The organism is Streptomyces sp. UC4497 (assembly GCF_054871485.1).
On sequence record NZ_JBTYHB010000021.1, the window covers coordinates 21,194 to 39,243 of the forward strand.

The window sequence follows — 18,050 nt, forward strand, 5'->3', positions numbered from 1 at the left end:
ATCAGCCCTTGACCGCGCCCGTGGACAGGCCCTCCAGGAGCTGTTTGCGCAGGAGGACGAAGACGAGGACGGCGGGGAACACCGCGAGCACGGAGCCCGCGAGGACCAGGTCGTACTGGCGGTTCTCGGCGCGGAAGAGGGTCTGCAGGCCGAGAGGGAGGGTGTACTGGGAGCTGTCGGAGACCAGGACCAGCGGCCACAGGAAGCTGTTGTAGCTCTGCAGGAACTGCCAGACACCGAGCGCGCCGAGCGAGGGCCTCAGCAGCGGCAGCACCACGCGCCGGAAGATCCCGAACTCGCTCGCGCCGTCGATGCGGGCGGCCTCCAGGATCTCGTCCGGGACGCTCTGCACGATGTACTGCTGCATCATGAAGATCCCGAACGCGGGTGCCACCCACGGCACGATCAGCGCGAACCACGGGCTGCCGAGCCCGGTCTTCACGAGGATCACGAACAGCGGCACGAGGATCACCGCGAACGGGATCGACAGCGAGCTGAACATCACGCCGAACAGGAACCGTTTCCCGGCGAAGCGGAACTTGGCGAAGCCGTATCCGGCAAGGGCACATACGAACACCGAGACCACGGTGGCCAGCAGTGCGACCACGGCGCTCATCAGGAACCAGCGGCCGAAGGGCTGCTCGGTGAGCAGGGAACGGAAGTTGGCGAGCGTGGCAGGGGACGGAATGAGTTTCGGCGGGTAACCGAAGATGTCGCCGCGCCGCTTGAAGGACCCGCTGACCGCCCAGAGCAGCGGGGCGGTGAAGGCGAGCAGCAGCACACCGAGGGTGGTGTAGAGGAGAGGGCGGCGCAGCACCGTGACGTTCACTCGGGCGTTCGCTGGAGCGCTCACTGGGTCCTCCCGATGCCGAGCAGCCGGTTGAAGATCCGGCTCAGGGTGAAGACGACGACGAACAGCACGACACCGGCGGCGGCCGCGTAGCCGAACTGCTGGCGCTCGAACGCGGCCCGGTAGATGAACATCGCCACGGACAGGGTCGCTTCGGCAGGACCGCCGCCGGTCAGCAGATACGGCTCGTCGAAGATCTGCGCGGCACCGATGAACGAGGTCACCGCGACGAACGCGGTCACCGGCTTCAGCGCGGGCAGGGTGACGGTGACGAAGGTGCGCACCCGCCCGGCGCCGTCGATGGCCGCGGCCTCGTACAGCTCGCGCGGCACGTTCTGCAGTCCGGCGAGGAAGAAGATGGTGAGGTAGCCGGTCCAACGCCACACCATGACAAGGGAGATGGCGACCTTGGACAGCGTCGGATCGCCCAGCCAGTCCACCGAGCCGGTGCCGAACAGCGCCCGCAGGAGCGAATTGAGCAGCCCGAATTGCTGGTCGAAGATGAGCCCGAAGATCAGGGCGACGACGATCGGTGACACCACGATCGGCACGAAGTACGCGGTCCGCCACAGGTCGCGGGCGCGTACCCCGCGGGCGTTGATGGCCTGGGCGACGAAGAGCGCGGCGGGCACGATGACCAGCAGGCTGACCAGGACGTAGATGCCGGTGTTGCCGAGCGCCCGGTGGAAGCTCGCGTCGGTCAGCAGGTGCTGGTAGTTGCGCAGACCGACCCAGTGCGGGGTGCCGAGCCCGACCCACTCGCACAGGCTGAGCCACAGCGCCACCGCGATGGGGACCAGCATGAACAGCACGTACAGGACGTAGAACGGGGCGATGAAGAGGTACGGGTGGAGGGGCGCGCGGCGCTTCCGGCCATCGGTGGCGGCGGTCTCGGTGACACGGACGGGGCGGGCGCGCAGGGATATCGAGGTCATGGCTACCTCCCCGCCTGGTCGCGGAAGTCGGCGGCGGCCTTGCGGATGGCGGCGCGCGGTGTGAGGTCGCCGCGGTAGGCGCTGAGCAGACAGCCGGCGAGCACGTCGTTGAGGATCGACTGGTCGGGGCTGACATACACACGGGGTGCGTCGTCGAGGAGTGCGGTGTAGACGTCGAACGGGCGCTGCCCGCCGAGGTACGCGTCGGTGGTGCGCAGCAGGGCCTTGTCCTTGTAGACGGAGGCACGGGTGGGCAGATAGCCGAGGTCGTGGAAGCGGCGGACCTGGGCCTCGTGGGTGAGGTAGGCGCTGTACAGGAACTCCGCGGCGGCCTGGGAGTTGGGCTTGTTGCGCAGCACGCCGAATCCGGTGCCGCCGCTGGTGGAGGTGGCGTGGCCGGCCGCGGCGAACCGTGGCGGGGCCGTCATACCCCATCTCCCTTTCTGTTCGGGCACGTTGGGCATCAGGCCGTAGATCTTGAACCAGGTCGCCATGAGGACGCCGATCACCTTGCCTTGCTTGAGCGCCGCCTGCATCGGGCCGCCGAAGTAGTCGGAGACAGGGGTGATGAAGCCGGCGCGCAGGCCGCGGCAGACGAACTCCAGGGCCTCGACCGCCTCGGTCGAGTCCAGGGTGAGGTTCTGGTCCTCGTCGAAGAGGCCGCCGCCGCGCTGGTTGAACAGCATTTGGAAGGACTGCACGACCTGGTTGACGTCGGGGCCTGTGACGACCGCGTTGAGCGCGACGTCGTGCTTGCGGTGTGCGCGTTCCCCGATCTTGGCGAACTCCTCCCAGGTGTCGGCCGCGACCGGGATCCCGTACTTCTCGAAGAGGTCCCTGCGGTAGTAGTGCACGACCAGCGGGGTGTCGGAGTCCAGGCCGTAGAGCTTGCCGTCCTTGCTGAACGGGGCGGTGCGCGCGGGCAGCAGGTCCTCCTTCAGGCCCGACACCTTCGCCACGTCCTCGCCGAAGTCGCGCAGCAGCCGCTCGGCGATGTCACCGCGCAGCATCCGCGGAAAGGCGCTCATCTCGAAGCCGACCACGTCCGGCACACCACGCTCGGCGACGGCCTGGGCGAGCAGCTTGGTGACCAGGTCGGGGGCGCCCGCGCGCGTGGTGCTCAGGTGGTACGCGAAGTCGGTGAGCCGGTCGGCGGCCGGTATGGAACGGGTGAAGAACTTCTCGTAGTTCTGGTCGTGGGTCCACAGGGCGAGGGTGACGTCGCCGGACGTACGGGGCGTGGTGGCACCCTGCCCGCAGGCGGCGAGCGCGGCGGTGACACCGAGGCCGACGGCGCCTCGGAGCAGGGCGCGGCGGGAGGGTGGTCGGGGTGTGGGTGGGTGGTGGAGGTGGCGGTTGCGGCTCGGGGTGAACACGCGTGACTCCTCACGTGGTGCGGGTGGGGGCGGGAGCGATGCCTATGTGGGTGCGTGTCGGGGGCCGGGCGGGGCTGCGTGCGGACATGGCGGGGCGGACCGGGGGTGTGCCGGTCTGTCGGGTCAGTGGTCGGAGGTGGGTGGGTGTCTACGTCGTCCGGGGTCTCGGCGCGGTGGATTCCCGCAGGACCAATTGACTTGCCAGGTAAGGGGGTTCGGACGGTCGAGGGGTGTCCTCGATCATGGCGGTCAGGACGTCGACGGCGCGGGTGGCGACGGTCGCGAAGTCCTGGCGGACGGTGGTGAGCGGCGGGGTGAGGTAGGCGGCCGCCGGGATGTCGTCGAAGCCGACGACACCGACGTCCTCGGGGACCCGGCGCCCGGCCTCGGTGAAGGCACGCAGGGCGCCGAGCGCCATCTCGTCGTTGGCCACGAAGACGGCGGTGACGTCGGGGTCGCGGGCCAGCTGCCGGGCCGCGCGGTAGCCGGAGGCAGGGGTCCAGTCCCCCGCGGGGGCGAGCGGCGGCACCTCGGCTCCGGCCGCCGAGAGCGCGGCACGCCAACCCCGTTCGCGGTCACGGGCGCTGAACCAGTTGTCCGGGCCCGGGATGTGCCACACGGTGCGGTGGCCGAGGGCGAGGAGGTGTTCGGTGGCGCACCGGGCGTCGGCGACACCATCGGCGCTGACCACGGCGCCGGCGGCGCCGGACAGCTCCACGGGTTCGCCCAGGCTCACCATCGGCACGTCGCAGCGGAACCGGAGCGGCGACCCGTCGTCGACCGGTTCCGACAGCACGACGCCGTCGACGCCCTGGTCCAGCAACGAGGCGACGGCCGCGGCGAGACTCCTGTCCCGGCCGTCACGGGTGCCGGCCAGCGCGAACGCGTAACCGGCCCGCTGCATGGCCCGCTCCAGAGCCATGAGGAGAGTCGTGGGCCCGTAGTGCGCGCTGCCGAGCGAGACCACGCCGATCCGGCGGTGCCTTCCCTTGAGCAGCGCGCGGGCCGTGTTGTTGGGGCGGAAGTCGAGGTCCCGGATGGCCCGGTGCACGCGCTCGCGGATCTCGGCGCTCACGTACGGCTCACCGTTGACGACGCGGGACACCGTCTTCTGGGAGACGCCGGCGGCGCGGGCGACGTCGGTCATGGTGGTCGGCATGCGCCCTCCCGATCGTCCTCGGCCGTGTGAACGGTGGCCGGCCTGACTACGTAGTCAGGCCATCGTTCACACGGCCGAAACGAGCGTCAAGACTTTGCGCACGATGTTCGGTGGGCCGCACAACGTGCCACCGTCGCAGGCATGTTGGGCCGCCGGGCCGCGTGCGCCGCCCGGCGGTCTCCACGTCGCGTACTAGCGAACGGGAGTGGCGGTCGTCGCGCTCGCGAGCCAGCACCCGTTCTCGGCCTGTTCGGCGAGGCCGCTGTCGGTGAGCTTCTTGAGGTGGCGTGTCACCGTGCGGGGTGTCCAGCCGACCGCTTCACACAGTTGCTCAAGCGTGAGTCCGTGTGATGCCTCTTGCAGCCGCTCCAACGTCAGCAGGGTGTTCTTCGCCAGGGCCGGGCTTGCCCCGGGGCCTGGCGAAGAGCTCGTCTCGGCGGTTACCTCAGGGCTCGGCTCTGGGCTTGCCTCAGGGCTCGGCTCTGGATGTGCCTGAGCGCCCGCCCCCGGGCTGGTGTCAGGTGTTGCCGGTGCCGGGACGCGCAGGCGCCTGTAACCGAGCCTGTTCAGTACGCGGTCCAGATCCGGGCCGCTCGTCTGCTGCGGCACCCGGCCCACCGCCGGCTCCTCGACGGCCGTCCGTCGAGTCACCGGCCGCGGGCTGCGGTTGACCGTGCGATGCTTGCGCCCCTTCTTCTTGGCCTTGTTACTCATCCGTCGCCTCCTCGAACACGTTGATCATGGTCACGTGTCTCAACGACGAACCCACCCCAAAGTCGCGCAATTGATCTATTTCGCCGATGAGCTCGGCTACATCCAGGCGGTGGCCCCGTCGGGACGGACGGGCACCCTGCGGTTCCAGGAGACCCAGTCGTCGGCCACCAGAGCGTCCTCGTCGATCTCGATGCCCCAGCCGGGCCGGTCGGGGCGCAGCTCCAGATGGCCGTCGACCGGGAGGTACGGGTCGGGGCACCAGGAGACGTCGTCGACCTGGTAGCCCATCCCGTATTCGAGGATGCCGAAGTTCGTGGTGGCCGCCGCGAAGTGCACGTTCGCCGCAGTGGCCAACGGGCCCATCGGATTGTGCGGTGACACGGGCACGTAGTGCGCCTCGGCGATCGCGGCGATCTTCACCATCTGCGTCATCCCGCCGACCACGCAGATGTCGGGCTGCACGATGTCGGCGCCGCCCGCCGTGAGCAGCGCGAGGAATTCCTGTGTGGTGTAGAGCGATTCGCCGGTGGCCAGCGGCACGCGCAGGTCCGAGCGGATCCGGCCCCACGCGGGAATGTACTCGGGGCGGATCGGCTCCTCGAGGAACAGCGGCTGGTTGGGGGCGAGCGCCGCGCCCAACTCGACTGCCTGGTGCGGCTCCCAGAGGCAGGCGTGGGCGTCGAAGGCGAACTCCCAGTCCTCGGGGTGGTGTTGTCGTACGTCGCCGAAGTAGTCGCCGAGTTCGTGGACGACGAGGCCGTAGCGGGTGTTGTGCGGATTGCGGCGGTAGGGACTCAGCTTGAAGGCCGTGAATCCGAATCGCTCGTGCAAGTCGGCGGTCCTGTCGCGTAGTTCGGCGACGTCCGGGGCGTTGTACAGCCCGGCGTAGACCCGCACCCGGTCGCGGACCGCGCCGCCGAGCAGCTGGTACACGGGCACGCCGAGCGCCTTGCCGGCGATGTCCCACAGGGCGTGGTCGATCGCGGCGATGGCGGCGGTGCCCAGGGCCCCCTGCGGGAAGCGGGCGGACTGGTGCAGGAACTGGTTGACCGCGGTGGGCCGCAGCGGGTCCATGCCCTTGATCTGGTCGAAGAGGTGGTCGAGCAGCGGGAGGTAGGCGAGGTCGGGGCCGTGGTTGTACACCTCGGACCAGCCGGACACACCACTGTCGGTGGTGATCTTCACCAGGACGCGGGGGCGGTCGCCGACCCGCTGGCGGAAGGTCTCCAGGGACTCGATCTTCATGCCACGAACTCCTTGAACTCCTCGTCGAGGGCGGGCACGAGCTCCCGCCAGGGCCGGACGGACTCGGTCACCTCGGCCGCCCGGGCACGGGACAGTACGTGGCTCGGCGGGCGCACCTCGCGCCTGCACAGGCCGAGTTGGTGCATGGCTTCCTTCACCACGGACACGTTGTCGGCCGAGTGATTGCGGGCCCGCATCTCCTCGAAGGGGCGGATCCGCCGCCAGAGGGCCGCCGCCTCCTCGTAACGCCCCGCTTGCAGGGACGCGAGCAGCTGAAGGGGGACGGCCGGTGCGACATTGGCCAGGCCCGAGGTGAACGCACGTGCACCGGCCTGCCAGTAGGCGGACGCGTAGGACTCCGCCAGGCCTGCGATCCAGAGCAGACCGTCCCCGGCCTGCTCGCGATGGGCGGCGAACACCACCGGGTCGGGCACCGAGTACTTGAGGCCGACGACGTTGGGGGCACGCTCGGCGAGGGCCGCGATGTGTGCGCCGGAGATCGCCGGGTTGCTGAGGTAGGGCAGGACGCCCAACTCCGGTACTGAGTCGGCGATCGCCGCGTTGTACTCGACCCAGCCCTCCGGTGACATGTAGGGCAGCACCGGCTGGTGGATCATGATGGCGTGCGCGCCGGTGTCACGGGCGAAGCGGGCGTCCGCGATCGCGGTGTGCACGTCGAATCCGACTCCGGCGACGAGGGTCGTGGAGGCCGGGCACGCCGCGGTGACGGTGGTCAGGACCGCCCGTCGTTCGGCCGGAGTGAGGGCGTAGAACTCGCCGGTGTTCCCGTTCGGCGTCAGGACCGAGATGCCGCCTGCGACGAGGCGGGCGGCGAGTGCGCCGGCGCGGTCGTGGTCGATCCCGCCGTCCTCGCCGTAGGGCACCACCGGAATGGCGAGGACGGTGCTCAACCGCTCGATGAGATCAGTGGTGTTCAGGGTCGAGCTCACGAAGTGGCCCCCTTGGATGCGGAGTCGGAGTCGGTGTCGGGGCCGGAGCCGGAATCGGTGGCTGACACAAGGGCGCTCACGGGTGTGACGGGCTTGATCCGTACCCAGAACAGATAGATGGCCGCGCTGATCAGGCAGCAGGCGGCGGCGCCGAGCAGTGGGCCGAGGTAGGAGCCGTTGCCGAAGGTCAGGAAGAGTCCGATCACGATCGGGCTGGTGAGATTGCCGAGCTGGGAACCGAAGTTCTGGAACCCGGCGACCGAGCCGACGGTCGCCGGCGAGGACGCGACCTCCGCCGGCAGGCTCAGGATCGCGGCCCCGGCGAAGGAGTGTGCCGCGTTGCTGACGGTCAGCACGGTCATGACGACGACGTTGCTCTCGATGAAGGGGGAGAACCCGATGCAGGCGCTGAGTGCGAGCCCGGAGACGATCGGTATCTTGCGTGCCAGGTTCGTGGACATCCCGGACGCCAGCATGCGGTCGGAGACGATGCCGCCGAGGACCGTGGAGCCGATGGCGATGAGCGGCGGGATGGCGCCGACCATCCCGAACTCGGCCTCGGAGAAGCCTCGGTCGTCGAGGAGGTAGCTCGGGTACCAGGTGAGGAAGAACGCGCCGGCGAGGGAGCGGAAGACGTATCCCGTCATCAGCGCCCACACCTGGTTGTTGCGCAACAGCACACGCCACGACGCCTCGGGGGCGTCGTCCGCGTTCTGCGCGGCCACCATCTCGCCCTGGTCGGACTGGATGTGCGCCAGCTCCGAGGCGGAGACGCGCGGGTGCTTCTCGGGCTCGCGGTAGACCATCCGCCAGCCGACGATCCAGAGCAGGCCGGCGACACCGATCACCACGAAGGCCATGCGCCAGCCGCTGAACGTGATCAATGCGGTCACGATCGGGACCGAGAGCGCCGTTCCGATCTGCTGACCCATGTCGAACAGGCTCGACGCGAAGGCGCGCTCCCGGCGCGGGAACCACTGGGAGACCACCTTGACGTTCGCCGGCTGCACCGGGGCCTCACCGATGCCCAGGCCGAGCCGGAACACGATGACCGAGCCGACCCCCTGGGCGAAGGCGGTCAGGGCGGTCCAGATCGACCACCAGCCGACCGCGATCGGGTAGATCACCCGGGGCCCGAAGCGGTCGAGCAGCCAGCCGGACGGGAGCTGGAAGAGCGCGTACGTCCAGAAGAAGGCGGAGAGCAGGACCCCCTGCACCGCCGAGCTGATGTGGAACTCTTTGGACATGAACGGCATCGCGACGCTGATGGCGGCGCGGTCGAGATAGGCGATGGTCAGCCCGAGGGCCGAGAATCCGACGATCGTCCAGCGCATACGGCTGCGCTCGCGAACGGGACCTGGCCCTGCTGGGGCGGACGTGCGCACGTTAGACTGGGGCATCGTTGCTCCTAGTGGGTAACGGCGACGCTCCTCGCGGAGCGTGGATCTCTGAGGTGCGGCCCGGGATCTTGGCGGTGAACGGGCCGCATCTCGTCTTCAGTTGTTCCGTTGTTCAGCTGTTTCAGTTGTTTCAGTTGTTTCAGTGAGTGAGCGTCTCCTCCTGAAGGTGCCGGGCCACGAAGCCCTCGATGTGACGCCGGACGAGCGTGGCGGCCTCGTCGGCCTTCCCCGACCGGACACACTCGAGTACGGCCGCGTGCTCGCGGGACTCCTCCTGCCACGACGGTGACCGGGCCCAGGAGGACGCGGAGACCAGCGCCGTCTGATCGCGGAGCCCGTCGAGCGTGCGAAGCAGCAGCGGGTTGCCGCACCCGGCGTAGAGACCGCGGTGGAAGTCCCTGTTGGCGGTGGAACGGGTCGAGGCGTCCTCGGCCAGCGCCGCGCGCTCCAACGCCTGTGCCGCGTCGGAGAAGTCACTGCCCGCGACGACACTGCGCCGCACCGCCTCCGGCTCCAGCAGCAGCCGCATGTCATAGACGGCCATCGCGTCCTGCTCGCTCAACTCACGCACCGTGGTGCCGGCGAACGGCCGGATCACGACGAGCCCCGAGCCCTCCAGCGCCTTCAACGCCTCCCGCACGGGCGTCTTCGACACACCGAACTCCCCCGCCAGCACGTTCTCCACCAGCGCGGTGCCCGGCTTGAACTCCCCATTCAGGATCGCCGCCTTGATGGCCTCGAGTACGTGCGCGGTCCGCGACGGCAGGGTGGCCGGACTGAAAGCAGGCAAGGTCGCGCCCCCAAATGGAATCTCATATGTCATATACGACTGGACCGTAACTGCCGCGGCGGCCAAGGGCAATGGGTCTGCCACCAGCTTCCCCAAATCCCCCTCGACCCCCGTGCCACCATCACCCGCGGCTACGCCATCCGGCTGAGGCCCATCGTCCAGTTGGTACGCCAGGCGACTCCGCCGCCGCAGGAGAACACTTGCCCCCAACGGGCCGTGTCAGAGCCGGAGTTGGCCCAGTCGGCCGACACAGCAGAACCCACGCTCAGCCCCTTTGTGAAACATCGCCCCATTCACGGGAGCCGTACTCCGCCAGAGTGGGCTCAAACGCGCATACACTTAAATCAGACAATGTAATACTCAATTAGCTTAACTTTCTCGAATGCCCAATACAGTGCGATCTCATAGTCGAGTAGAAGCACGCCCGCGGCCGAGGGCCGGTCGAGCGGCCAGGACGCTGTCCGCGATGACGCTGGCGGGAGCGGCCGTGCTGCCGCAGGCGGCCTCCGCCTCCGAGCCGCCCGCTCCCCAGCCGTCCCACCCGTCCGCAGGCTCCTCGGCGCAGCGGGTGCCGGAGTTGCGCGCGGCGGGCCCGTTGCAGTTGGAGAAGACGGTCTCCCCCGATCCTCTGACGGTGGGTGACACCGCCGTCTACACCCTGGTGGTGACCAACACCGGTGACCAGACGGCGCATGACGTGACGGTCTCGGACACCCTGGACGCCCACCTCGCCCTGGAGGGGTCGGCCCCCGAGGGCTGCACCGTCGCCGGATCGGCCGTGACCTGCGGCGGCAGCGGTACCGACCTGGCGCCCGGCGCCTCGGCGACCTACCGGATCCCGGTGCGGGTCCTGGCGGACACCACGGACGGCACGAACATCGTCAACGAGGCCACCGCCACCAGCAGCGACGCGCAGAGCGCTCAGGCCCGCACCATCACGATCGCCCAGACCCTCAGCAACGTCGTGCTGAAGAAGTCCGGGCCGGCCAGTGTGAACCCGGACGGCACGTACACCTACACCTTCACGGTCACCAACGAGGGCCCCTCCGACGCCGAAGAGGTCACCGTCGAGGACAACACGGACTCCCTCGACCTCGACATCGAGGACCTGCCCGCCGAATGCCCCGCCAGCGGCACCACGATCACCTGCCCCCTGCACACCCTGAAGCCAGGCGAGACACACACCTTCGACGTGACGGTCCACGCACACGATGACGTGCCCGGTGGGACAGCCATCGAGAACTGCGCCGACGTGTACACCGGCAGCCGCGAGACCCAGACCGCGGACAACCACTCCTGCGTCACGACGTCGGTCACCCCGGAGACAAAGGACCCCACACCTCCCGACCCGGACACGCCGACACCGACCGACTCGCCCACGCCCACGGACTCGTCCACACCGGCACCCACCGACTCCCCCACGCCCACCCCCACCGACTCGGCCATGCCGACACCTGCGCCCACCGACTCGCCAACTCCCAGCATCACTGGCAACCCGACCCCGTCGGGCTCGTCCACCCCTGTCCCGTCACACGGCGAGGAACTGGCAGGCACCGGCGCCCGCGAAATCGGCCTCCTCGGTGTCGCAGCCCTGGTGCTGGCAGCGGCAGGCGCCTGGCTTCTCCGGCTCGGCAAGGCCACCAGCCGGAGGCGCTGAGCACCGCGTCGAGCCACGTGCTCCACAGGAAACGGGCCCCGGGCGCGGCTCCCACGCTCAACCGTGCAGCGACCGGTACGCCGCGAGCGCCCCTGGGTGCAGAGCGATGCCTCCGGTGCCGATCAGGCTGCGGACGTCGAGGAACTGGGTGCCCACGGCGTTGCCGGGCACGAGGGACGTGGCGCGCCGGACCAGCAGGCGAGTGAGCGCGTCTGCCACGTCCCGGTCGAGGTCGGGGCGGCACACCAGGAGGTTGGACACACCGATGGTGGCGACCCCGCCCGCCGCCCGGTACGCGTCCTGCGGCAGCGCCACCTGTTCAAGGCCCGAGGCCGCCCGTGCGTCCCGGCCGCCGAGCCGGGGCAGCAGTTCGGCCAGCGGCAGGAAGCCCAGGCCGGGCCGCTCGTCGAGGTCCTTGAGCGCGGGCAGGGGCACGCCACCTGCCACGAGCAGCCCGTCCACGGAACCGGCGGCCATGGCGCTCGCCGCGTCGTTCAGCGGCAGATGGCGTACGCGAACGTCCGTTCCGGCCGACAGGCCCGCGGCGCGCAGCAGCCGTTCCCCGAACACGGCCGCGCCCGAGCCCGGGGCGCCCAGCGAGACGACGTGTCCGCGCAGGTCGGCCACGGTCCGCACGCCCGCGTCGGCGCGTACGGCGAACTGGAGGTACGTCTCGTAGACCCGGCCGATCGCGCGCAGCGGCACGGGATGCGGGAACACGTCGGTGCCCGCGGCGTCCCGTGCGGTGGCGGTGAGGACGAGGGCGAGATCGGCCCGGCCGTCGCGCAGCCGCTCGATGTTGTCGACGCTGCCCGCGGTGGTGCGGACGCGGCATTGCAAGCCGGGGTGTGCCGCCGTGAGTTCATCGGCCAGGAGGTGTCCGAAGGCCTCGTAGAACGCGGTCGGTTCCCCGGTCGCCAGGTGCAGCACTCCGCTGGGACCGTGGCCGATTCCGGAGACGTCGCCGGCGAGCGCGCCGCCGAGGGCGACGGCGCCCGCGGTGCCGAGCGTGGCGCGAAGGACCGTACGCCTGTTCGTCAGGACCGTACGCCGATTCTTCATGGGGACACCTCTCGGCCGGCCTCAGCGGCCTCTTCGGCTGCGCGTGGCACGACCGCTCGTGCGCGCAGCCCGCGAGGCCGCGCCGAGCCGAGTTCCAGGCGTCCGCCGCGGCCCGCGAGGAGTTGTTCCGCGATGGCGAGGCCGAGTCCCGAGCCCGTCGTGCCGGACTGCTTGCCCGAACGCCAGAACCGTTCCGTGGCGCGGGTGAGTTCATCGACGTCCAGGCCGGGTCCGTTGTCCGTCACCGTGAGGACCGCGTGTGCTCCCTCCACCGTGCAGCGCAGCGTGATCTCGGCGTCCTCGCCCGCGTACTTGATGGCGTTGTCGATGAGGATGTCGGTGATCTGGGCGAGCTCGTGTTCCGTGCAGGCGACGAGGACGGGGGCGGCGGGATGCGTGGTGAGGTGTGCTCCGCGGCGGCGGGCGACCGGTTCCCACCGCCGGTGCTGCTCGGCCGCGACCGCCGCCGCGTCGCAGGGGGCGTACGGCCCGTCGCTCACGGTCAGTTCACCGGCCCGGTGTTCCGCCGTGGCGAGCGCCAGCATGTCGTCGAGCAGGGTCTCCAGGCGGTCGAGTTCGGTGGTGACTCCGGTGTACGTGCGGTCCGCCGCGGCGGGCAGGTGGGTGTGCAGCGCGTCCACGCGGAGCCTGAGCGCGGCCATAGGGTTGCGCATCTGGTGGGAGGTGTCGGCGACGAGCCGGCGCTGTTGCTCCAGGGCGGAGGTGACGGTGCTCGCCATCCGGTTGAACCCGGTGGCCAGTTGGCGCAGTTCGGGCGGCCCGGAGGCGTGCGTGTGTTCCGGAGGAAGCCCAGCTGCGAGCTGGCCGACGGCGCGGTCGAGGCGGCGCAGCGGTCTGACCACCCAGCGGGTCACCGCGCGGGCGAGGGCCGTGCAGGCAAGGGCGACCACGGCCGCCGCCGCGAGGACGGCCGCCCACCGCCGGGCGATGTCACCGGCCGCGGCCCGTACGGAGGCCCGCAGGACGACGGCGCCGGACACCTGGGTGCCGGTGCCCGCGGGCTCGGCGAACATCCTGTGCCCTCCCGACCAGGGCGTCAGCGAGGCCGTGGGGTGCGCGGTCTGGTTGCGCAGGGCCGCGTCGATGAGGCGTGACACGGCCGGGTCGGCGGCCCGCATCCCGCCGGTCTCCACCACGGGCTTGTGGCGCGCGTCGGTGACCACGAGTGCCTCCCCGTAAAGCCGGGTGTAACGCCGTGCCTCGGCGACGACCGCGGCGGTGTCCCCGGTGGTCGCCGCCTGGTCCATCAGCGAGGCGAAGCGGTCGAGGTCGGAGCTACGGGCGAGCACCAGCTGCTGCGTGCGGTCGGATGCGGTGGACACCAGCAGCGGAACGGCGAACGCGGCCACAGCGAGCACCACGAACGCGAGGAGTGCCGCCTGGACCCGGTTGCGCACGTGCCCGCTCCCTCAGTCCGTGGGGCCGGAGGCGGCGTTGTCACCGAAGTCCGTGGGGCCGGACGTGGCGTCGTCACCGAAGCGGTAGCCGAAGCCGCGGATCGTCGTGAGCAGCTCGGGGCGGGACAACTTGGCCCGCAGCTGGGTGAGGTGTACGTCGAGCGAGCGGGACACACCATGGTGGGCGTCTCCCCACACCTCGTCGAGGACCTGCTCGCGGCTCACGGCCGTTCCGGCACGCGCGGCGAGTACGGCGAGGATGTCGAACTCCTTGGTGGTCAGCTCGACGTCCGCCCCTCCTGCCCGGACCCGCCGCGCGTCGAGATCGACCTCGACGTCACCGGCTTGGATCCGGCTCACCTCCGGGGCGCTCTTCGCGGCGCTGCGCCGGGTGACGGCCTCAATGCGGGCGAGCAGTTCGGCGAGGCGCACGGGCTTGACCAGGTAGTCGTCGGCGCCGAGCCGCAGCCCACGCACCACCGAACGCTCGTCGCCGCGCGCGGTCAGCACCACCACCGACATGTCACTCACCGCACGCAGAGAACGCAGTACGTCGAGGCCGTCGACGTCGGGCAGGCCCAGATCGAGGAGGAGCAGGTCAGAGCTGCGGTGGTACGTCATGACATCTCGGCCGTGCGTGACCCGCCGGGTGACATGGCCGTGGTCGTACAGGACCTCGAGGAGCGCCGCGGCCACTCCGTCGTCGTCCTCCGCAAGCAGTATCTGCACTGTTTCCCGCCTCCCATCAGCGGTGTCTGTGCGGATACCGCCCACGTCCGAATGTAGACCACGTCCCTGAGCACACTCCGTGGCCGGTGTGCCGGAGCGGGTCGACGGGGCCATCGGCCGGGCCGGAATGTTAAGGGACGGTTAGGTCCGTGTGCGGGGCCGTCGCGGGGCCGCACGGTCCGGGGTCAGGCTGCTGCCGTCGAAGACGACAGAGTCGGCCCCTAAGGACACAGCACATGATCATCGACTGCCACGGCCACTACACGACCGCACCGTCGGCGCTCGAATCCTGGCGCAAGCGGCAGATCGCCTCACTCACCGACGGCACGCACTCCCCCGCGCGGGCCGAGCTGCGGATCAGCGACGACGAGCTGCGCGAGAGCATCGAACCGAACCAGCTGCGCCTCATGGACGAACGTGGCATCGACCTGACCGTCTTCTCGCCGCGCGCCTCGTTCATGGCACACCACATCGGCGACTTCGACACTTCGGCGGCCTGGGCGTCGATCTGCAACGACCTGTGCCACCGCGTCGCACAGCTCTACCCCGAGCGCTTCGCCCCCGCCGCGATGCTCCCCCAGTCCCCCGGCGTCGACCCGGCCACCTGCATCCCCGAACTCACCCGCTGCGTCGAGGAGTTGGGCGCGGTCGCCCTCAACCTCAACCCCGACCCGTCGGGCGGACACTGGACTGCGCCGCCGCTCACCGACCGCTCCTGGTACCCCGTCTACGAGAAGATGGTCGAGTACGACATCCCGGCGATGGTCCATGTCAGTACGAGCGTCAACCCGGCCTTCCACACCACGGGCGCGCACTACCTCAACGCCGACACGACAGCGTTCATGCAGCTCGTGCAGGGGGACCTGTTCGCCGACTTCCCGACCTTGCGCCTGGTCATCCCGCACGGCGGCGGCGCCGTCCCGTACCACTGGGGCCGGTTCCGCGGCCTTGCGATGGCGCTCGGCAAGCCGCCGCTGGAGGAGCACGTCCTCGGCAACGTCTTCTTCGACACCTGCGTCTACCACCAGCCGGGCTCGGACCTCCTCTTCGACGTCATTCCGTCCAGGAACATCCTCTTCGCCTCCGAGATGATCGGCGCCGTCCGCGACATCGACCCGTGCACCGGTCACCACTTCGACGACACACGTCGGTACACCGAGGCGGCCGGGCTGCCCACGGACGACCTCGCGGCCGTCCAGGAGCACAACGCCCGCGCCGTGTATCCCCGGCTCGACGCACTGCTGAAGCGCCAGGGCCGCTGAGCGGCACGCACCCCAGCACACCCCCGGACCCGACACACCACCGCGTATGGAGAGCAGAGCAGTGCACACCCTTGCCCCCAAGACCCCCGGATGGCTCGACTGGTACGAAGGACCGTCCGAGCCGACGTTGCGGCTGCCGGCCGGAGCCGTCGACACCCACTGTCACGTTTTCGGCCCGCAGGCCGAGTTCCCCTTCGCGCCGCAGCGCAAGTACACACCCTGCGACGGCGGCAAGGACCAACTGTTCGCTCTCCGCGACCACTTGGGCCTCGCCCGCAATGTGATCGTGCAGGCCACCTGCCACGGCGCGGACAACTCCGCCATGGTCGACGCCGTCCGTTCCGCGGGCGGCAGGGCGCGGGGCATCGCCACCGTCCGCCCGGACATCACCGAGGCCGAGCTGCGGGAGCTGGACGCGGCGGGCGTGCGCGGGGTCCGCTTCAACTTCGTACGACGCCTGGTAGACGCCTCCCCCAAGGACGCGCTGCACACCATCGCGCGGAAGATCGCGCCGCTCGGCTGGCACATCGTCCTGTACTTCGAGAGCGCCGACCTGCCCGAACTGGAGGATTTCTTCGCCTCGTTGCCCGCTCCGCTGGTCATCGACCACATGGGGCGACCGGACGTGAGCCGGCCCGTGGACGGCCCCGAGTTCACCCGCTTCCTGCGCTTCGTGGAGCACAACGACGTCTGGGTGAAGGTGACATGCCCCGAGCGCCTCAGCGTCACCGGGCCCGCCGCACTCGACGGCGAACAGCGCGCCTACACCGACGTCGTCCCCTTCGGCCGCCGCGTCGTCGAGGAGTTCCCCGACCGGGTGCTGTGGGGCACCGACTGGCCCCACCCCAACCTCACCGACCACATGCCCGACGACGGCCTCCTGGTCGACCACGTACGGCACATCGCCGTCACGGACGAGCAGCGGCACAAGCTCCTCGTCGCCAACCCGATGCGCCTGTACTGGCCCGGCGAGGACGTCTGACCTCGAATCCCCCCTCCCCCAAACCCACCTGACAAAGGCGTCACATGTCCCCACCCACCCAGACCCACCGGCCCAGCCACTCCAACGCGCTGAACAGGCTCAACCGGCTCCCCATATCCCGCTTCCACAAGCTCACCCTGCTCGCCGTCGCCTTCGCGTACTTCTTCGAGTTCGCGGACATCAACAGCTTCGCCACCACGGCACCGAAACTCGTCGACCTGTGGGGCATCACGGTCGACCAGGTCGCGTACGTGACCTCGCTGTCCTTCGTCGGCATGTTCATCGGTTCGATCGTCGGCGGCGCCATCGCCGACCGCTGGGGACGCAAACGGGCACTGCTCCAGACGACGTTCTTCTTCGCCGTCTTCTCGTTCGCCTCGGTGTTCTCCTGGGACCTGGTGTCCCTCGGTGTCTTCCGCGTGCTGACCTCGGCGGGCCTGTCCGCGATGACCGTCGTGGCCGTCGTCTACGTCAGCGAGATGTATCCGGCCGCGGTCCGCGGCAAGTACCAGGCGTACGCCGTCGTCATCGGTATCTGCGGCACCCCGGTCACCAACCTCATCGCCAGCCTCGTCGTCCCGCTCAGCGACTGGTCGTGGCGGCTGGTCTATCTGTGGGGTTCGCTGGGCATCCTGCTCGTCCTGTTCACCCGGCACCTCAAGGAGTCGCCGCGCTGGCACGAGAGCAGGGGCGACCACGCCGCGGCCGACGCGGTGCTCCGGGAGATCGAGGCGCACGTCGCCGCGGAGAAGGGACCACTCCCCGAGCCCGCGCCGCCGGTCGACGAAGTCCCGGCCCAGAAGGCCCCGTTGAAGCTGCTGCTGCAAAAGAAGTACCTGCTTCCGACGCTCCTCCTCACGGTCCTGTGGGTGACGCAGACCATCGGCTTCTTCGGCTACTCGAGCTGGGCGCCGACCCTGCTGGCCAAGGAGGGACTCAGCGTCGAGAAGTCCGTCTTCTACGTGGCACTCACCACGGTCGGCGCACCGCTCGGCTCGTACCTGGCATCACTGGTCACGGACCGCTTCGAGCGCAAGTGGTCGCTGACGGTGTTCGGCACGGTCATCGCGATCTGCGGCCTGCTGTACGGGCTCACGTTCAGCCCGGTCTTCATCGTCGTGTTCGGCTTCCTGGTGAACTTCTTCGAGCGCGGCTACACCGCCCTGGCGTACGCCTACTCCCCCGAACTCTTCGACACCCGCGGCCGCTCCCTGGGCACGAGCGTCTCCTACGGCCTCGGCCGCCTGTCGAACGCCGCGGGCCCGCTGATCGTCGCGGCCCTGTACACCAACCACGGCTACCGCACGGTCTTCTACTTCATCGCCGGTACGTGGATGGTCGGCGCCGTCGTCCTGGCACTCTTCGGCCCCCGCACCCGCCGGGCCCGCCTCGCCGCGACCAAGGCACCCACGGAGGCTGCTGACGTGACACCGACCACCTAGCGAACGATCTCCGGCAGGGGCACCCCCAGATCGACCGCCCGCTCCCCCAGATCCCGCCAGACCTTCGGTGCCACCGGAA

16 protein-coding genes are annotated in these 18,050 nt (G+C 69.8%); 4 read left to right on the forward strand and 12 right to left on the reverse strand.

The window, feature by feature from the left end; genetic code table 11:
* Position 1 precedes the first annotated feature (1 nt).
* The 9 genes from ACYSUO_RS26290 to ACYSUO_RS26330 all read right to left on the reverse strand — a co-directional run bounded on the left by ACYSUO_RS26290 (position 2) and on the right by ACYSUO_RS26330 (position 9,452).
* A complete protein-coding gene (locus tag ACYSUO_RS26290) occupies positions 2-853 on the reverse strand; it encodes a carbohydrate ABC transporter permease (protein ID WP_461778707.1) in 852 nt (283 codons plus the stop codon).
* Complete coding sequence (locus ACYSUO_RS26295; RefSeq protein WP_461778708.1) at positions 850-1,785, reverse strand: carbohydrate ABC transporter permease; 936 nt, start codon at positions 1,783-1,785, stop codon at positions 850-852. Before ACYSUO_RS26295 ends, ACYSUO_RS26290 begins: the two co-directional genes overlap by 4 nt.
* A 2-nt stretch (positions 1,786-1,787) precedes the next feature.
* Complete coding sequence (locus ACYSUO_RS26300; RefSeq protein WP_461778709.1) at positions 1,788-3,161, reverse strand: ABC transporter substrate-binding protein; 1,374 nt, start codon at positions 3,159-3,161, stop codon at positions 1,788-1,790.
* 148 nt (positions 3,162-3,309) lie between these two features.
* Entirely contained in the window at positions 3,310-4,320 is a 1,011-nt protein-coding gene (locus ACYSUO_RS26305) for a LacI family DNA-binding transcriptional regulator (RefSeq protein WP_461778710.1), read from the reverse strand.
* A gap of 192 nt (positions 4,321-4,512) precedes the next feature.
* Positions 4,513-5,034: a winged helix-turn-helix domain-containing protein gene (locus tag ACYSUO_RS26310; protein ID WP_461778711.1), complete on the reverse strand. Its 522-nt coding sequence runs from the start codon at positions 5,032-5,034 to the stop codon at positions 4,513-4,515.
* A gap of 96 nt (positions 5,035-5,130) precedes the next feature.
* Positions 5,131-6,279 (reverse strand): mandelate racemase/muconate lactonizing enzyme family protein, encoded by a 1,149-nt coding sequence (locus ACYSUO_RS26315; RefSeq protein ID WP_461778712.1) that lies wholly within the window; start codon positions 6,277-6,279, stop codon positions 5,131-5,133.
* Complete coding sequence (locus ACYSUO_RS26320) at positions 6,276-7,217, reverse strand: dihydrodipicolinate synthase family protein (RefSeq protein WP_461778815.1); 942 nt, start codon at positions 7,215-7,217, stop codon at positions 6,276-6,278. Before ACYSUO_RS26320 ends, ACYSUO_RS26315 begins: the two co-directional genes overlap by 4 nt.
* An 8-nt stretch (positions 7,218-7,225) precedes the next feature.
* Positions 7,226-8,563 (reverse strand): MFS transporter, encoded by a 1,338-nt coding sequence (locus tag ACYSUO_RS26325; protein ID WP_461778713.1) that lies wholly within the window; start codon positions 8,561-8,563, stop codon positions 7,226-7,228.
* A gap of 205 nt (positions 8,564-8,768) precedes the next feature.
* Positions 8,769-9,452, reverse strand: coding sequence for a GntR family transcriptional regulator (locus ACYSUO_RS26330; protein ID WP_461778714.1), 684 nt, complete (start codon positions 9,450-9,452; stop codon positions 8,769-8,771).
* A 433-nt stretch (positions 9,453-9,885) separates the two neighbouring features.
* On the opposite strand from ACYSUO_RS26330, the gene ACYSUO_RS26335 reads away from it, so the two are divergent.
* A complete protein-coding gene (locus tag ACYSUO_RS26335; RefSeq protein ID WP_461778715.1) occupies positions 9,886-11,076 on the forward strand; it encodes a DUF7507 domain-containing protein in 1,191 nt (396 codons plus the stop codon).
* Positions 11,077-11,133: 57 nt separating this feature from the next.
* Here ACYSUO_RS26335 and ACYSUO_RS26340 read toward each other — a convergent pair whose 3' ends face one another.
* From ACYSUO_RS26340 to ACYSUO_RS26350, 3 genes are read right to left on the reverse strand one after another with little or no spacing between them, the layout of a single operon-like run.
* Positions 11,134-12,138, reverse strand: a complete 1,005-nt coding sequence (locus tag ACYSUO_RS26340) for a TAXI family TRAP transporter solute-binding subunit (RefSeq protein ID WP_461778716.1) — start codon at positions 12,136-12,138, stop codon at positions 11,134-11,136.
* The gene (locus tag ACYSUO_RS26345; RefSeq protein ID WP_461778717.1) at positions 12,135-13,556 is read right to left on the reverse strand and encodes a sensor histidine kinase; all 1,422 of its coding nucleotides are present in this window, start codon (positions 13,554-13,556) and stop codon (positions 12,135-12,137) included. Before ACYSUO_RS26345 ends, ACYSUO_RS26340 begins: the two co-directional genes overlap by 4 nt.
* Positions 13,557-13,568: 12 nt before the next feature.
* Entirely contained in the window at positions 13,569-14,285 is a 717-nt protein-coding gene (locus ACYSUO_RS26350) for a response regulator transcription factor (RefSeq protein ID WP_461778718.1), read from the reverse strand.
* A 236-nt stretch (positions 14,286-14,521) separates the two neighbouring features.
* Here ACYSUO_RS26350 and ACYSUO_RS26355 point away from each other — a divergent pair, with 236 nt between their 5' ends.
* From ACYSUO_RS26355 to ACYSUO_RS26365, 3 genes are read left to right on the forward strand one after another with little or no spacing between them, the layout of a single operon-like run.
* Positions 14,522-15,547 (forward strand): amidohydrolase family protein, encoded by a 1,026-nt coding sequence (locus tag ACYSUO_RS26355; protein WP_461778719.1) that lies wholly within the window; start codon positions 14,522-14,524, stop codon positions 15,545-15,547.
* Between the two features lie 46 nt (positions 15,548-15,593).
* The gene (locus tag ACYSUO_RS26360) at positions 15,594-16,529 is read left to right on the forward strand and encodes an amidohydrolase family protein (RefSeq protein ID WP_461778720.1); all 936 of its coding nucleotides are present in this window, start codon (positions 15,594-15,596) and stop codon (positions 16,527-16,529) included.
* Positions 16,530-16,573: 44 nt separating this feature from the next.
* On the forward strand, positions 16,574-17,971 hold the full coding sequence (locus ACYSUO_RS26365) for an MFS transporter (RefSeq protein ID WP_461778721.1): 1,398 nt from the start codon (positions 16,574-16,576) through the stop codon (positions 17,969-17,971).
* Positions 17,972-18,050: the final 79 nt, after the last annotated feature.